Raw genomic sequence first — 16058 nt, 5'->3', positions numbered from 1 at the left:
TTACTTATCGCGAATCGAAAAGTTCGCCATATGCTCCAACCCCTTGATCAGCGCCGAGTGGTCCCAGTTACCGCCGCCAAGCGCCGCGCAGGTGCTGAACACCTGCTGGGTGCCGGCGGTGTTCGGCAGGTTGATCCCCAGTTCCCTGGCACCGGCCAGGGCCAGGTTCAGGTCCTTCTGGTGCAGGTTGATGCGGAAACCCGGATCGAAGGTGCCCTTGATCATGCGTTCGCCGTGCACTTCGAGGATCTTTGATGAGGCAAAGCCGCCCATCAGCGCTTCACGCACCTTGGCCGGGTCGGCGCCGTTCCTGGAGGCGAACAGCAGCGCTTCGGCCACCGCCTGGATATTCAGCGCGACGATGATCTGGTTGGCCACTTTGGCGGTCTGGCCATCGCCATTGCCGCCCACCAGGGTGATGTTCTTGCCCATGCTCTTGAACAGCGGCAGGGCACGTTCGAAGGTCTGTGGTTCGCCACCGACCATGATGCTCAAGGTACCGGCCTTGGCGCCGACTTCACCGCCGGACACCGGGGCGTCGAGGTACTGCGCGCCGTGCTCGTTGATCTTCGCCGCAAACGCCTTGGTGGCTGTGGGAGAGATCGAACTCATGTCGATCACCACCTTGTTCGGCGACAGGCCCGCGGCCACACCGTCGGCGCGGAACAGCACGTCGTCGACCTGCGGGGTGTCGGGGACCATGACGATAATGAACTCGGCTTCCTGGGCCACTTGCTGCGGGGTGGCCAGGGCCACTGCGCCGGCGCTGATCAGCTCGGCCGGTGCCTTGCCGTGGTGTTCGGAAAGCAACAGTTGATGACCGGCTTTCTGCAGGTTTGCGGCCATGGGTTGGCCCATGATGCCGGTGCCGATAAATCCGATTTTAGCCATGATGAAATCCTCTTTTTATGCTCTGTGGGCGCTGGGCTTGCAGTGGTGAGGGGCTTGTTGTGGTGAGCGGGCTTGTCCCGCGCTGGCTGCGTAGCAGCCCCATGGGGTCTGTGGTGAACCCGTCGGGGGACAAGCCCCCTCACTACAGCAACCCCCTCCCACAAGGTTTTGTGTGGTGTTGGTTAGATGGCGTTGTGGGCTTTAAGCCAGCCCAAACCCGCTTCGGTGGTGGTCAGCGGCTTGTACTCACAGCCGACCCAGCCCGCGTACCCGATGCGGTCCAGATGTTCGAACAGGAAGCGGTAGTTGATCTCCCCGGTTCCCGGCTCATTGCGCCCAGGGTTGTCCGCCAGCTGGATGTGATTGATCTCCTCCAGATGCGCCGCCATGGTCCGGGCCAGGTCGCCTTCCATGATTTGCATGTGGTAGATGTCGTACTGCAGGAACAGGTTGTCACTGCCCACCTGTTCGCGAATCGACAGGGCCTGTGCAGTGTTGTTGAGGTAGAAACCCGGAATGTCGCGGGTGTTGATCGCTTCCATCACCAGCTTGATGCCCGCCGCCTGCAGCTTGTCGGCGGCGTACTTGAGGTTGGCGACAAAGGTCCTTTCCACGGTTTCATCATCCACACCCTGGGGCCGAATCCCCGCCAGGCAGTTGATCTGGGTATTGCCCAGCACCTGGGCGTAGGCGATGGCCAGGGTGACCCCGGCGCGGAACTCCTCGACCCGGTCCGGGTGGCACGCCAGGCCGCGTTCGCCCTTGGCCCAGTCACCGGCCGGCAGGTTGAACAGCACCTGGGTCAGGCCATGGGTATCGAGCTGGGCCTTGATTTCAGCCGAGCTGAATTCATAGGGGAACAGGTACTCGACACCCTGGAAACCGGCATCGGCAGCAGCCTTGAAGCGCGCGAGAAAGTCCTGCTCGGTAAACAGCATGGACAGGTTGGCGGCAAAGCGTGGCATAGGGTTCTCCTTAATCGAGCAGGGAAATGGCGGTCGGCGCATCGTTGCCGACCAGGGCCAGGTCTTCGAATTCGTTGACGGCGTTGATCTCGGTGCCCATGGAAATATTGGTCACGCGCTCCAGAATGATCTCGACGATCACCGGCACCTTGAACTCTTCGATCATTTCCTCGGCGCGGCGCAATGCCGGCTGGATTTGCCCTGGCTCGAACACGCGCAGGGCCTTGCAACCCAGGCCTTCAGCGACGGCAACGTGGTCGACGCCATAGCCGTTCAGCTCTGGTGCGTTGAGGTTGTCGAAAGACAACTGCACGCAGTAGTCCATTTCAAACCCGCGCTGGGCCTGGCGGATCAGCCCCAGGTAAGAGTTGTTCACCACCACGTGGATGTACGGCAGCTTGAACTGCGCGCCCACGGCCAGTTCTTCGATCATGAACTGGAAGTCATAGTCGCCGGACAGCGCCACCACCTTGCGGCTAGAGTCGGCCTTGACCACGCCCAGCGCCGCAGGAATGGTCCAGCCCAACGGGCCGGCCTGGCCGCAGTTGATCCAGTGGCGGGGCTTGTACACATGCAGGAACTGCGCGCCGGCAATCTGCGACAGGCCGATGGTGCTGACGTAGCAGGTGTCTTTGCCGAACACCTGGTTCATCTCTTCGTACACCCGTTGCGGCTTGACCGGCACGTTGTCGAAGTGGGTCTTGCGCTGCAGGGTCGCCTTGCGCTGCTGGCAGTCATGCAGCCAGGCGCTGCGGTCCTTGAGCTTGCCGGCGGCTTTCCACTCGCGGGCGACTTCGATGAACATCGTCAGCGCGGAGCCGGCGTCGGACACGATGCCCAGGTCCGGGGTGAATACGCGGCCAATCTGCGTCGGCTCGATGTCGACGTGAATGAATTTACGCCCTTCGGTGTAGACCTCGACCGAACCGGTGTGGCGGTTGGCCCAACGGTTACCGATACCCAGTACCACGTCCGATTTGAGCAGCGTCGCGTTGCCGTAGCGGTGGGAGGTTTGCAGGCCAACCATACCGACCATCTGTGGGTGATCGTCGGGAATGGTGCCCCAGCCCATCAGCGTCGGGATCACCGGGATGCCGGTCAGTTCGGCGAACTCCACCAACAGCTCGCTGGCGTCGGCGTTGATCACACCGCCGCCGCTCACCAGCAACGGGCGTTCCGCCTGATCCAGCAGGGCCAGGGCCTTTTCGACCTGGATGCGGGTGGCCAATGGCTTGGCCAGTGGCAGCGGCTGGTAGGCGTCGATATCGAATTCGATCTCGGCCATCTGCACGTCGAACGGCAGGTCGATCAGCACCGGACCAGGGCGGCCGGAGCGCATTTCATAGAAGGCTTTCTGGAACGCATACGGCACTTGGCCCGGCTCGAGGACGGTGGTCGCCCACTTGGTCACCGGCTTGACGATGCTGGTGATGTCCACGGCCTGGAAATCTTCCTTGTGCAGGCGGGCCCGCGGTGCCTGGCCGGTGATGCACAGGATCGGGATCGAGTCGGCGGAGGCGCTGTAGAGGCCGGTGACCATGTCGGTGCCCGCCGGGCCCGAGGTGCCGATGCACACGCCGATATTGCCGGCCTTGGTGCGGGTGTAACCCTCGGCCATGTGCGAGGCGCCTTCAACGTGGCGAGCAAGGACGTGATCGATGCCACCCACCTTCTGCAAGGCTGAGTACAGCGGGTTGATCGCAGCGCCTGGGATACCGAAGGCGGTGTCCACGCCTTCACGGCGCATGACGAGGACGGCGGCTTCGATTGCTCTCATTTTGCTCATGATTTTGGTGCCTCTTGCGTTTTGTAATTGTATACAAGTGGTGTCTGTCCAAAGTGTATTCACGGCGGGAGGCACAGGTCAATCCATTTTATTGGTTGGTCTTTGCGTTCGTCGGAACCGCTTTTTTCGACGTATGGAGCCTTTGTTTGAAAATATTGTATACAAAAATAAATATCATTGTGTTCTATTTGTTTGATCGAGCATCTGATCAAACAGACCTCCACCGCTTTCCCAATAACAAAAGAAGGACGGCACCATGAGCGCTTTAACCTTGAAGATTGCCACCCAACTGGCCGGCCAGGCCCTCAGCGCAGGGCGCACGATCTCAGCCGCACCGCTGACCGTTGCGGTGCTCGACAGCGGTGGCCACCTGATCACCGTGCAGCGCGAAGACGGCGCCAGCCTACTGCGCCCGCAAATCGCCATCGGCAAGGCCTGGGGCGCGATTGCGCTGGGCAAGGGCTCGCGCTTGCTGGCGCTGGACGCACAGCAACGGCCTGCGTTTATCGCGGCGTTGAACAGCCTGGGGCAAGGCAGCGTGGTGCCGGCGCCGGGTGGGGTGTTGATTCGGGATCAGGCGGGGGCGGTACTGGGGGCGATCGGGATCAGCGGGGATACGTCGGATATTGATGAGCAGTGTGCGATCACGGCGATCGAGGGGCTGGGGCTGAGGGCGGATGCGGGGGTGTCAGCGTGAGTCGCGTGTGACTGTAAGGGCCTCATCGGGAGCAAGCCCCCTCCCACAGTCTTGAGCGTATTCACGGTTCAATAGGTGGGAGGGGGCTTGCCCCCGATTGGCATAGGCATCTCGGTGCATCAGTCCGGCGCACAGCCCTTGAGCACCAACCGAATAATCGTCTGCGCCGCCGCTTCATAATCGGCCTCATCCAGCTTGGCTTTGCCGGTCACCGCGGAAATCTGCCAGTCGAAATCCGCATAGGTCTGCGTCGCCGCCCAGATGCTGAACATCAGGTGATGAGGGTCGATAGCTGCAATCAACCCGCGATCCACCCAGCTCTGGATGCAGTCGATATTGTGCTTGGCCTGGGCATTGAGTTGTTGGACCTGCTCGGCACTCAGGTGCGGTGCGCCATGCATGATTTCGCTGGCGAACACCTTGGAGGCGAAGGGCAGGTCGCGGGAGATGCGGATTTTCGAGCGGATGTAGTTGCTCAGTACCGCTGAAGGCTCGCCCTCGGGGTTGAACGGCGTGGATGCCGCCAGGATCGGCTCGATAATGCTTTCGAGCACCTCGCGGTAGAGGTTGTCCTTGGACTTGAAGTAGTAATACACGTTGGGCTTGGGCAGCCCGGCCTTGGCGGCGATGTCGCTGGTTTTGGTCGCGGCGAAGCCCTTGTCGGCAAACTCCTCGCTTGCCGCCCGCAGGATCTTTTCTTTGTTGCGCTCGCGAATGGTGCTCATAAACCAGGGTTTTCCTTGCCAGTGCAGGCGGTCGGGCATGTTAGCACCGGCTATCCGCGAGCCTCAACAATGTGTCCGCAACGCCTTGCGCCGCGCTATGCTCGCGTCATCTTTTCTCTTACGGAAGTGCGTTTCATGGCAGGAAGCAGCTTACTGGTACTGATCGACGACATTGCCACCGTCCTCGACGATGTTGCCCTGATGACCAAGATGGCCGCCAAGAAAACCGCCGGGGTGCTCGGCGATGACCTGGCGCTCAACGCCCAGCAGGTTTCCGGTGTGCGTGCCGAGCGGGAAATCCCGGTGGTATGGGCCGTTGCCAAGGGTTCCTTCATCAACAAGTTGATCCTGGTGCCCACCGCGTTGTTGATCAGCGCCTTCGCTCCCTGGGCCGTGACACCGTTGTTGATGCTCGGCGGCGCCTACCTGTGTTTCGAAGGTTTCGAGAAGCTCGCGCATAAATTCCTGCACAGCAAGGCTGAAGTCCAGGCCGACCATGCGCAGTTGGTTGAAGCGGTGGCTAACCCGGCTACTGATCTGGTGGCTTTTGAAAAGGACAAGATCAAAGGCGCGATCCGGACTGACTTCATCCTCTCTGCGGAAATCATCGCCATCACCCTCGGCACCGTGGCCGATGCGCCGTTGATGCAGCAAGTGATTGTCCTGTCGGGCATCGCCATCGTCATGACCATCGGCGTCTACGGGCTTGTAGCTGGCATCGTCAAGCTGGATGACCTGGGCCTGTGGCTTACCCAGAAGCCTGGCCAGATGGCTCGCAGTATCGGTGGCGGCATTCTGCGCGCGGCACCGTACATGATGAAGAGCCTGTCGGTGATCGGCACGGCGGCGATGTTCATGGTCGGCGGTGGCATCCTTACCCATGGTGTGCCGGTGGTGCATCATTGGGTGGAAACGGTGAGCCAGAGTGTCGGTGGGGTGGCGTGGCTGATGCCGACCCTGTTGAACGCGGGTGTGGGGATTGTCGCCGGGGCGGCGGTATTGGTGGTGGTGTCGGTGGTCGGTCGGTTGTGGCGTACTGCGAGGGCCTGACATTTCGGTCAGGCCACCGACGTGTATCAGCGCAGCGCGCGTCGTCACGCCCGCCGCCTGCAACCTTGCCGATTACTGGGCGAAGGCCTTGTAGCCATTCTGCTCGAAGTTGTAAAGCGTGTTTGCTTCTGAACCTTTCACGTAGTCATAGCTACTGTCAGAGGAGGCGCTTGCAGTCATTGGTCGGGTGTAAAGCGTCCCTTCTATCTGGTTGTTATTGGGTGTCGACTCGGTGCCGCCCTTGGCATCGGCGTATTGGAATACGCGCTCGGCATTTGCGGCCCGGTCGGCCCGAGTATCGTTCGACGCATTCATGTCGTCCCAATCGCCTGTCTGAGACTTGATCCCCGTCAGTTTGTCATCCTTGAGCGCTTCGCGCGCGCTCGCAAAAAGCGGGGTGTTGGTAATGGCGTCGACGCTGCGATGATCGCCAGGTGCCCTGCCCGTATTGCCGGTAGGCGCACTGATAGAGGCGTGCCCCTGCTGGCCTGTCGACGACTGGGAGCCTGCCGGGCCGTTTGCCTGGGCGTATCCGGTATTGTATTGATTGGAGCCGCTGGAGTTGTTTACATCCATCAAGGTTTTCCGTTTTTCAATGATTAGGCGTCTGATTGGGAACCCGTGGGTTCGCGCCTTAAGTGGTTTTCCCGAATGAAACGGTTCCCGTAGACCTAGGAAATCTAGTGGTCTGCGTGTCGGGGAAATTACCGGTTTACGTCAAGCTCGTGAGTATCGGTGTACACGGTCCCGAGGCGTACCCTGAGCACTTGAGTTCAGCGGCACGCCCGCCGCGTTTACTTCAGGGGGTTATTGCAAGGCGCTGTAGCCTTTTTCGCTGAAAGCCTTGAGCAACTGCGCTTCGGAACCGGTGGACACACTGCCGAACTGGCCAAAGCCCTGCATGCGGTGATCGCCTTGTTGCGATGAACCCTGCCGCTTGAGGCCTTCGCGACCATCGATGTGGTTCACCACTTCCGACAGGTTATAGGCCGCATCCGCACGGGATTCAGAATTGTCGTTGGCGGGGCCCCAATCGCCGGTCTGCTTTTTGAGCTTGTTAAGAAAGTCGTTGGAGAAAGGGCCGTCCTGTTTGAGCACGTCTTTGAGCGCCGGATTATCGCTGAAGATTTTTTCTGCGCCGCGGTGATCGCCGGCAGGCCTGCCATAAGCACCTGTGGGAGCGCCCGTGCCAGCGTTCTTCGATGCCTGCGGTTCGGCTGCTTGAGGGCTATACGCAGTAGGGGCGGAGGAAGGGCTGGAGGAAATAGATTGCGTCATATTGAAATATCCACTCAAAGTTCAAGGTGGGTAACCGCCTCATCCGCCTGATGTTTGTCAGGCTTGTCTGTGGGGGACCTGGACTCTGTGTGGCGTGGCTGTGCGGCTGGTTCCCGTCATGCTGCTGTTACCGCCACTTCGCGCAAAAAAAAGGCCATTCATTCGAATGGCCTTTTTTGTCGGCGTTATTTACTCGGCAATCTGCAACTTGCGTGATTCCGTATAGATATACCGCACCTTCTCATACTCGAACGGCGAGTTCATCTGACCGTAGCGGAAGCTGGTCTGGTAGCGCTTGTCCACCGCGCGCAGGGCCCAGATTTCCGGGTGGTTGGAGCTGACTTCGGAGACGTTGAGGAAGTTGATCTGGGACTCGGCGGTGTAGTCCACCAGCAAGCCGCCGGTGTCGCGCAGGTTCGACGGGCCGAAGATCGGCAGCACCAGGTAGGCCCCGCCGGGCACGCCGTAGAAGCCCAGGGTCTGGCCGAAGTCTTCACTCTGGCGCGGCAGCCCCATGGCGGTCGCCGGGTCCCACAGGCCGGCGACGCCGACGGTGGTGTTGAGCAGCAGGCGCCCGGTGGTTTCCAGGGAACGGTGGCCTTTGAGCTGCAGCAAGCTGTTCAACAGGTTGGGGACGTCGCCCAAGTTGTTGAAGAAGTTGCTCACGCCGGTGCGCAGGAAGCTTGGCGTGACGTAGCGGTAACCGTCGACCACCGGCAGGAACACCCATTGGTCAAAGCGGTAGTTGAAGTGGTACACGCGGCGGTTCCACGATTCGAGCGGGTCATACACGTTGAGGGCGTTGACCGACGAGCGTTCGAATTCGCGTTGGTCCAGGCCCGGGTTGAACTTGAGTTTGCTCAACGGCTCCTTGAATCCGTCGGAGTCCATCACCACAGGCGCGTGAGCCTTGCTGTTGTCGGCGTTGGCAACGCCTGCGCACATCAGGGCGGCAAGCAGCAGAAGATATTTAGCCACGGAAGAACTCCAGCATGGCGTCGGCGTTGACGCGGTAATTGAGGTTGCCGCAATGGCCGCCCAGGGGGTAGACGGTCAAGCGATCGCCGAAGGTCTTGCGCAGGAAGCCCAGGTCGCCCGGGCCGAGGATCACGTCGTCGGCGTTGTGCATGACGGCGATTTTCGGGCTGGCGTGGAGGTAGTCCTTGAGGGCGTACAGGCTGACCTGGTCAACCAGTTGCAGCAGGCTGCCGCCGTCGGAGCGGGCGCGCCACATCGGGATCACCTGTTCGGTGAGGTAGCAATCGAAGTCGCATTGCAGCGCACGCTTGAGGAACGGCGTGAGGCTGGTGCCTTCGCTGATCGGGTACTTCGGCGGGATGATCAGGCCACGGCGGTTGATCAGGTCCGAAGTAAAGGCGATGTCGGCCGCCGAGAAGCGGAACGAGGTGCCGATCAGCATGGCCATCTGTTCGTTGGTCAGGTGCTGCTTGGATTGCTGGAAGTCGTAGAGCAGGGCGTCGTTGAGGTCGATGTAGCCCTTTTGCTGGAAGTAACGGGTCAGCTTGTTCAACACCAGTTCATAGAAGGTGGTGGTGTTGTTGATGCCCTTGACCTCGGTCTGTACCAGCTTGTCGAGGTTGGTGATCGAGGTGTAGAGGTTGACCGGCGGGTTGAGCAGCAACACTTTCTTGAAGTTGAAGCTGCGGCGGGTCTCGTCGAGCTTGCTGACAAACGCCGCATCCAGCGCACCGAGGCTGTAGCCGGTGAGGTAGAAGTCGGTCACCGGCAGCGAAGCGTTCTGGGCGCGCACGGCTTGCATCACGCGGTACATGTCTTCGGCATCTTCCTGGCTGATGCCGGGGGTGGCGAAGCGCGATGCCGAGGCGATGAAGTCGAAGCTGGTGGGCGACGACAGTTGCACCACGTGGTAGCCGGCCTGGTAATACAGTTTTTTCAGGTATTCGTTGATGCTGCTGTCAAACCGCGCACCGGTGCCCGCGATCAGGAAGATCAGCGGCGCGGCGCGGTCCTGCTTGGCGATGCGGTAAGTGAGCTTCTTCACTGCCCAGAAATTGTCCGGCAGGCTGAACTCGCGCTCGGGGCGCATGTTCAGGGTGTAGTCGGACTGGTTGATCTGGTCGTCGGTCGGCAATGTCGGCCGAAGGTCGGGCGGGGTGGTGGCGATGGTCGCTTCGAACGGGTTGGTCAAAGGGTAGCCATAGCTGGCTTGGTCGATATCGACGGCCAGTGCTGACGCACTCAAAAAAAGGCTGCCCAGCAGAGCAGCACAGCGCAAGGAACGGAGCATGACTTAATCCCTAAGAGGAAACGTGCTAAATGAAGTTCGCAGGCTATGACCACCGCGTTGCCACCGAAGTGCCAGCCCTCGGCACGAAAAGTCGGAAAATAACGTCGGATTCGGGGTAATAGTAGCGAGACGATACACTTTGCCATGCATTAGTGAACACTAATTGTGTGTACGCACCTTGCTAACGGCCGCCGGCGCATTAAGCTGAGCGCCGTTTTTGCCTATCGGAGTGCTCCATGTCCCGCCGCTTGCCGTTGATTTTGCTGCTTATTGCCCTGCCGTTATGGCTGGCTGCCAGTTATGGCGCGCGTTACGGCTTTATGGAAGATGGCCAGTGGGTCGGCATTTGTGCCGACGAGGCCAGCCGCTGGGAATGCCAGGTACGTTCGAACCTGGGCTTGATGATTCACTTCAAGGTGCTGGGCTGGGCCGCGCTGGTGACCTCGGTGCTGGCGTTTTTCGTACCGGGCCGTGCGGGATGGGGCTTGGCGGTGCTGGGGCTGGTGTTCGGGCTACCGGCCCTGGCGTTGTACAACACCTCGTTTGCGGTGTTTGCGGTGGTGATTGCGGGGTTGCGGTTGGTCAGGCAGTCGCGGCGCGCCTGATCAAGCCAATCGGGGGCAAGCCCCCTCCCACATGAGAACGCAGTCCAAAGGTGGGAGGGGGCTTGCCCCGATGGCGCTCTTAAGCCTTGCGCATCCGCAAGCACCGCCACAAAGCCACAACCATCAACCCACTGACCACCGCCCAACCCCACGCCTGCTGGTTCAGCAGGCCTTCACGGTACAGCTGTGGCGCAATGCCGGCCCCGATGATAAAGGTCAGCAAGGCAATCTCCCGGCGTGGCCCGGCCACCGGACGAACCAGATACACCAACGCCGGCAGCAGCAGCGCCGCACTCGGGAAGCTGCGGTAGCGTGGGTCAAACACCAGTGCCAGCATCATTACGGCGCCCGCGAACCCGGCGATTGCCACCAGCCAGCCGGCGCGTTGTTCCAGCCAGTTGAACAGGCGTTCGCGCCAGCCTTCACGGGCACTCAGGGCCAGGGCCGCGTGGGCCAGCACCAGCAGGTTCAGCGCCACGAGTAAACCGGCCCATGCCCACTCATCGTTGAAGCGCGCAGTCACGCGGGTCAGTTCGGCCCAGGTGCCGATGGCGCAGGCAGCCACAGCACCCAGCAGGGGCAGGGCGATCGCGGCGCGCGTGCTGCGGACGCGACCACCGAGCACCAGCGTGCCCAGCAGGATAATCCCGCCGACCCCCAGCCACAGCGGCCAGTGCGGCACATTGGTCACCGGCCCGGCGAGGATGCCCTTGTCCTGACGGTCGGCATCGAACAGGCCCCAGTAACCGCCCACGGCACCTTCACTGGCGCGCTTCCACGGCTGGTCAAACGCTTCGATCAGGTTGTAGTGCCAGCCATTGGCCTCGGCCATGGCCACGAAGCCACGCATGAACTTGGCTTCGTTGACACGACTCGGTACCGCGGTTTCGCGTTGGCGGCCTTCGCTGGGCCAGCCGGTCTCGCCGATCAATATGTCCTTGAGCGCGAATTTGTTGCCAAAAGTCTGGCGTACATCGCCCACATGCTTGAGGGCCTGGTCGATACCGGAGGGGTCATCTTCCCAGTAGGGCAGCAGGTGGATGGTCAGGAAGTCCACCGCCGGAGCGATTTCCGGGTGCTGCAGCCAGAACTCCCAGACGTCGGCGTAGGTAACCGGCTGCTTGATCTGGCTTTTGACCTTATGGATCAGCGCCACCAGCTGTTTGGCGGTGACTTCCTTGCGCAGCAGCGCTTCGTTGCCGACGATCACCGAGGTGACCACATCGGGGTTGGCATTCGCCGAGGCGATCAGTTGGTCGACCTCTTTTTCGGTTGCGACCGGGTCGCTGCTGACCCAGGCGCCCGCCATCACCTTCAGGCCGTGCTTACGCGCCAGGTCCGGCAAGGCTTCCAGGCCGGTCATGGAGTAGGTGCGGATGCACTCGAAGCGGGTGGCCAGCAGGGCGAGGTCGGCGTCCATGCGCGCGGGGCGCAGTGTGAACGGTTGGTCGAAGGGCGATTGGTCCTTGTCGAACGGTGTGTACGACGCGCATTGCAGTTTGTGACTGGCACTGGCCACATCCGGCAGCACCACCGGCCGGCCGAGGCCATACCAGTAACCGACAAGGGTCAGCAGGCCGAGGATCAAAGCGAAGCAATAGGGCAAGGCAGGGAAGCGGGCAGTGGCGGGCATGGTCGGCTTATCTGGGGGAGCAAAGGCGCGCATCTTACCCGGATTTGCGCTATCCCAGTGGGGCTGCATAATTTTGACATGCAAAGTTCAGGCGGGATCGTGGGGTTAAATCCTACAAAAAGTCCTACTGGCGATGTGATGTCGTTTCTTGCTTGCATGAGGTCGCTGACAGAGCAGGTCGAAGGCTGCGGCAGGTTGATGATCGAGGTGTCAGCACTCCACTGATGTCGCAGCAGCCGGATCGATGCGCGTGAAGGGGGCGCGGCGCACCACATAACAACAGGTTGACGTCGCTCGACATCCGTCGGGCGCAGCACTTTCGGGGAAGTACGATGAAGATGCGACGACTCTTGGGCGCAGCTGCCACTCTGGTAGTTGCGATGAGCTCCACACTGGCCAGCGCCGACAGCAAAACCCTGAGCATCGGTTATGTAGATGGCTGGTCCGACAGCGTTGCCACCACGCATGTGGCGGCAGAGGTGATCAGGGAAAAGCTCGGTTATGACGTCAAACTGCAAGCGGTCGCCACCGGGATCATGTGGCAGGGCGTGGCCACCGGCAAGCTCGATGCCATGCTCTCCGCCTGGCTGCCCGTGACCCACGGCGAGTATTGGACCAAGAACAAGGACAAGGTGGTCGACTACGGCCCTAACTTCAAGGATGCGAAGATCGGCTTGATCGTGCCGGAGTACGTCAAGGCCAAGTCCATCGAAGACCTCAAGACCGACACCACCTTCAAGAACAAGATCGTCGGCATCGACGCCGGTTCAGGCGTGATGCTCAAGACCGACGAAGCCATCAAGCAGTACGGCCTCGACTACAAACTGCAAGCCAGTTCGGGTGCGGCGATGATCGCCGAGCTGACCCGTGCCGAAGACAAGCAGGAATCCATTGCGGTCACCGGCTGGGTGCCACACTGGATGTTCGCCAAGTGGAAACTGCGTTTCCTGGACGATCCAAAAGGGATTTATGGTGCTGCTGAAACCGTCAACAGCATCGGCAGCAAGGGCCTGGAGAAGAAAGCGCCGGAAGTCGCGGCGTTCCTGAAGAAATTCCAGTGGGCCTCCAAGGATGAGATCGGCGAAGTCATGCTCGCTATCCAGGAAGGCGCCAAGCCTGATGCAGCGGCCAAGGAGTGGGTTGCCAAGCACCCTGAGCGCGTTGCCGAGTGGACCGCTAAATAACTCCCCAATGCCTTGATACAGCCCCAGTGGGAGGGGGCTTGCCCCCGATTGCGGTGCGTCAGTCGTCAATGATCTGACTGGCTCACCACTATCGGGAGCAAGCCCCCTCCCACATTATTTTCGTCACCCGCAAATGTTTCTGCGCCCTCTCAATCCCTCGCTACACTCCGTCTAATACTAAGGTCGTCTGGAACCTGTTCCGTAGCCGCATACAGTGGATACGTACCAATAATAAAAAAGCTGTGCTGCGAGGATAAAAACAATGAACGACAGCATTTACCTCTCGATTCAAAACAGCCCGCGTTTCAAGGAGCTGGTGAGAAAAAGGGAAAGGTTCGCCTGGATTCTCTCGGCGATCATGCTAGGGCTGTACTCCGGATTCATCCTGTTGATCGCCTACGGGCCACAAGTACTGGGGGCTAAACTCAGCCCCGGCTCATCCATCACCTGGGGCATCCCCATCGGGGTCGGGCTGATTGTGTCGGCCTTTGTCCTCACCGGCATCTATGTGCGACGCGCCAACGGCGAATTCGACGACCTGAACAATGCGATTCTCAAGGAGGCTGCGCAATGATCCGTCGTCTATTGGCAGTATTCGGCGCTTCGGTCTTCGCTCCTGCGGTGTGGGCGGCGGATGCATTGACCGGTGAAGTGCACAAACAACCGCTGAATATCGCAGCGATCCTGATGTTCGTGGCCTTTGTCGGCGCGACGTTGTGCATCACCTACTGGGCTTCCAAGCGCAACAAGTCGGCGGCCGACTACTATGCGGCCGGCGGCAAGATCACCGGTTTCCAGAACGGCCTGGCGATTGCCGGCGACTACATGTCGGCCGCGTCCTTCCTGGGAATTTCCGCACTGGTGTTCACCTCCGGCTACGACGGCCTGATCTACTCGATCGGCTTCCTGGTGGGCTGGCCGATCATTCTGTTCCTGATCGCCGAGCGCCTGCGTAACCTGGGCAAGTACACCTTTGCCGACGTGGCGTCCTATCGCCTCGGGCAAACCCAGATCCGCAGCCTGTCGGCCTGTGGTTCCCTGGTGGTGGTGGCGTTCTACCTGATCGCGCAAATGGTGGGGGCGGGCAAGCTGATCCAGCTGCTGTTCGGCCTCGACTACCATGTGGCGGTGATCCTGGTCGGGATCCTGATGTGCCTGTATGTGCTGTTCGGCGGCATGCTGGCGACCACCTGGGTGCAGATCATCAAGGCGGTGCTGTTGCTGTCCGGTGCTTCGTTCATGGCGCTGATGGTGATGAAGCACGTCAACTTCGACTTCAACACGCTGTTCTCCGAGGCGATCAAGGTTCACCCTAAAGGTGAAGCGATCATGAGCCCCGGCGGCCTGGTGAAAGACCCGATCTCCGCGTTCTCCCTGGGCCTGGCACTGATGTTCGGTACCGCCGGCCTGCCGCACATCCTGATGCGCTTCTTCACCGTAAGCGATGCCAAGGAAGCGCGGAAGAGCGTGCTGTATGCCACTGGCTTCATCGGCTACTTCTATATCCTGACCTTTATCATCGGTTTTGGCGCGATCCTGCTGGTCAGCACCAACCCGGCGTTCAAGGATGCTGCAGGCGCCTTGCTGGGCGGTAACAACATGGCGGCGGTGCACCTGGCCAACGCGGTGGGTGGCAGTATCTTCCTGGGCTTCATCTCGGCGGTGGCCTTCGCCACCATCCTGGCCGTGGTTGCCGGCTTGACCCTGGCCGGTGCTTCGGCGGTGTCCCATGACCTGTACGCCAGCGTGATCAAGAAAGGCAAGGCCAACGAGAAGGATGAGATTCGCGTATCGAAGATCACCACCATCGCCCTGGCAGTGCTGGCGATTGGCCTGGGCATCCTGTTCGAAAGCCAGAACATCGCGTTCATGGTCGGCCTGGCGTTCTCGATTGCCGCCAGCTGCAACTTCCCGGTGTTGCTGCTTTCCATGTACTGGAAAAACCTCACCACCCGTGGCGCGATGATTGGCGGCTGGCTGGGCCTGATCAGTGCCGTTGGCCTGATGATCCTGGGTCCGACCATCTGGGTCTCGATCCTGCATCACGAAAAAGCCATCTTCCCGTACGAATACCCGGCGCTGTTCTCGATGATCATTGCGTTCATCGGTATCTGGTTCTTCTCCATCACCGACAAGTCGGCGGCGGCAGAGAAAGAGCGCGCGCTGTACTTCCCGCAGTTTGTGCGTTCGCAGACTGGCCTGGGGGCGAGTGGGGCGGTTAATCACTAAGTTTGTTGTTGGGTAAGGAATGCCCCGGTCGAAAGGCCGGGGCATTTTTTTATGGCTGCGGATTTACTTCGGCGGTCACGGTTATAGCTGGCGGGGGAATGTTGTCGGTATACAGCGCGTGCAGGCCCATCACGCGTCCAAGAAACATCACTTGGCGAAACATCATGGCAAGGAACAGCGCGCCGCCGATGAACGAGTAATAGAGGTAGTAAGGCTGCACTGCGTAGAATTTTACGCCGTCGGAAAAAAAGCCGATGAACATGAGCACGATCAGGCCGCTCAGCAAGTTTTGGCACAGTGTCACTTCGGCCATGGCTTTGACCAGGATGCGGCCGGCGGTGTCATTTGCTTTGCCCACCTGATCGATATGCACGGAGACCTGCTTCCAGCGCTGGGTAAAGGTGGCGCCGTTGTCCAGGTTCAATACCTTGCAGAAGGGCACGCGCTCCAGGATGAAGATCGATATAGCGTCCCAGATGACACAGAAGCCGGTCAGCACAATGCCTGATACGTAGCTGAGCAAAATCAGAATGAACAGATCGGCCCCGGAAGCCAGCGCGTTCGGTTTGCTGGGCGTGATGATGAAATCCATCTTGTAGGCCAGTGCTACCCAGAACGCCATTCCTGGGCACACTCGCGCAATCAGGTCGTAGTAAGCGCTGGGTATGAAGTTGAGCAGCGAAGACAGCTCGGCGCCCATTTTTTGTTCAGCGGGTTTATCCGTCATGGAGCGTACTCCCTCAAGC

Annotated in this window: 16 protein-coding genes; 6 read left to right on the top strand and 10 right to left on the bottom strand. The window is 60.3% G+C overall.

Going from position 1 to position 16058, the window contains the following annotated elements; all coding sequences use genetic code 11:
* The 3 genes from AC07OP_RS29565 to gcl all read right to left on the bottom strand — a co-directional run bounded on the left by AC07OP_RS29565 (position 1) and on the right by gcl (position 3642).
* Positions 1–891, bottom strand: coding sequence for a 2-hydroxy-3-oxopropionate reductase (locus AC07OP_RS29565; protein ID WP_495101301.1), 891 nt, complete (start codon positions 889–891; stop codon positions 1–3).
* Between the two features lie 182 nt (positions 892–1073).
* The gene (gene hyi / locus AC07OP_RS29560; RefSeq protein ID WP_495101302.1) at positions 1074–1856 is read right to left on the bottom strand and encodes a hydroxypyruvate isomerase; all 783 of its coding nucleotides are present in this window, start codon (positions 1854–1856) and stop codon (positions 1074–1076) included.
* A gap of 10 nt (positions 1857–1866) precedes the next feature.
* Entirely contained in the window at positions 1867–3642 is a 1776-nt protein-coding gene (gcl, locus tag AC07OP_RS29555; protein ID WP_495101303.1) for a glyoxylate carboligase, read from the bottom strand.
* A gap of 256 nt (positions 3643–3898) precedes the next feature.
* Between gcl and AC07OP_RS29550 the strand changes: the two genes are divergently transcribed.
* Complete coding sequence (locus AC07OP_RS29550) at positions 3899–4339, top strand: GlcG/HbpS family heme-binding protein (RefSeq protein ID WP_495101304.1); 441 nt, start codon at positions 3899–3901, stop codon at positions 4337–4339.
* Positions 4340–4458: 119 nt separating this feature from the next.
* Here AC07OP_RS29550 and AC07OP_RS29545 read toward each other — a convergent pair whose 3' ends face one another.
* Positions 4459–5064, bottom strand: a complete 606-nt coding sequence (locus AC07OP_RS29545) for a TetR/AcrR family transcriptional regulator (RefSeq protein WP_065939935.1) — start codon at positions 5062–5064, stop codon at positions 4459–4461.
* Between the two features lie 135 nt (positions 5065–5199).
* Between AC07OP_RS29545 and AC07OP_RS29540 the strand changes: the two genes are divergently transcribed.
* A complete protein-coding gene (locus tag AC07OP_RS29540; RefSeq protein ID WP_495101305.1) occupies positions 5200–6114 on the top strand; it encodes a DUF808 domain-containing protein in 915 nt (304 codons plus the stop codon).
* 72 nt (positions 6115–6186) lie between these two features.
* On the opposite strand, the gene AC07OP_RS29535 is transcribed toward AC07OP_RS29540, so the two are convergent.
* The 4 genes from AC07OP_RS29535 to AC07OP_RS29520 form a co-directional block, all read right to left on the bottom strand.
* Positions 6187–6690 (bottom strand): hypothetical protein, encoded by a 504-nt coding sequence (locus AC07OP_RS29535; RefSeq protein ID WP_115488106.1) that lies wholly within the window; start codon positions 6688–6690, stop codon positions 6187–6189.
* Between the two features lie 231 nt (positions 6691–6921).
* On the bottom strand, positions 6922–7212 hold the full coding sequence (locus tag AC07OP_RS29530) for a hypothetical protein (RefSeq protein WP_495101306.1): 291 nt from the start codon (positions 7210–7212) through the stop codon (positions 6922–6924).
* A 369-nt stretch (positions 7213–7581) separates the two neighbouring features.
* Complete coding sequence (locus tag AC07OP_RS29525) at positions 7582–8370, bottom strand: MlaA family lipoprotein (RefSeq protein ID WP_065924483.1); 789 nt, start codon at positions 8368–8370, stop codon at positions 7582–7584.
* Entirely contained in the window at positions 8363–9661 is a 1299-nt protein-coding gene (locus AC07OP_RS29520) for a serine/threonine protein kinase (protein WP_065939932.1), read from the bottom strand. The genes AC07OP_RS29525 and AC07OP_RS29520 overlap by 8 nt, the downstream gene beginning before the upstream one ends.
* A gap of 236 nt (positions 9662–9897) precedes the next feature.
* Between AC07OP_RS29520 and AC07OP_RS29515 the strand changes: the two genes are divergently transcribed.
* On the top strand, positions 9898–10266 hold the full coding sequence (locus AC07OP_RS29515) for a hypothetical protein (RefSeq protein WP_065924484.1): 369 nt from the start codon (positions 9898–9900) through the stop codon (positions 10264–10266).
* Positions 10267–10345: 79 nt separating this feature from the next.
* On the opposite strand, the gene AC07OP_RS29510 is transcribed toward AC07OP_RS29515, so the two are convergent.
* Entirely contained in the window at positions 10346–11899 is a 1554-nt protein-coding gene (locus AC07OP_RS29510) for a glycoside hydrolase family 17 protein (RefSeq protein WP_495101307.1), read from the bottom strand.
* Between the two features lie 332 nt (positions 11900–12231).
* Here AC07OP_RS29510 and AC07OP_RS29505 point away from each other — a divergent pair, with 332 nt between their 5' ends.
* The 3 genes from AC07OP_RS29505 to AC07OP_RS29495 all read left to right on the top strand — a co-directional run bounded on the left by AC07OP_RS29505 (position 12232) and on the right by AC07OP_RS29495 (position 15312).
* Positions 12232–13083, top strand: coding sequence for a glycine betaine ABC transporter substrate-binding protein (locus AC07OP_RS29505; protein ID WP_495101308.1), 852 nt, complete (start codon positions 12232–12234; stop codon positions 13081–13083).
* 262 nt (positions 13084–13345) lie between these two features.
* Complete coding sequence (locus tag AC07OP_RS29500; protein ID WP_027607054.1) at positions 13346–13657, top strand: DUF485 domain-containing protein; 312 nt, start codon at positions 13346–13348, stop codon at positions 13655–13657.
* A complete protein-coding gene (locus tag AC07OP_RS29495; RefSeq protein WP_027607055.1) occupies positions 13654–15312 on the top strand; it encodes a cation acetate symporter in 1659 nt (552 codons plus the stop codon). Before AC07OP_RS29500 ends, AC07OP_RS29495 begins: the two co-directional genes overlap by 4 nt.
* A 49-nt stretch (positions 15313–15361) precedes the next feature.
* Here the strand turns inward: AC07OP_RS29495 and AC07OP_RS29490 are convergent, their stop codons facing one another.
* Positions 15362–16039, bottom strand: a complete 678-nt coding sequence (locus AC07OP_RS29490) for a hypothetical protein (protein WP_141157154.1) — start codon at positions 16037–16039, stop codon at positions 15362–15364.
* Positions 16040–16058 lie beyond the last annotated feature (19 nt).

The sequence above is a fragment of the Pseudomonas sp. GW821-FHT09D08 genome, from assembly GCF_059416305.1.
This window is presented reverse-complemented; position numbering and strand designations above follow the sequence as displayed.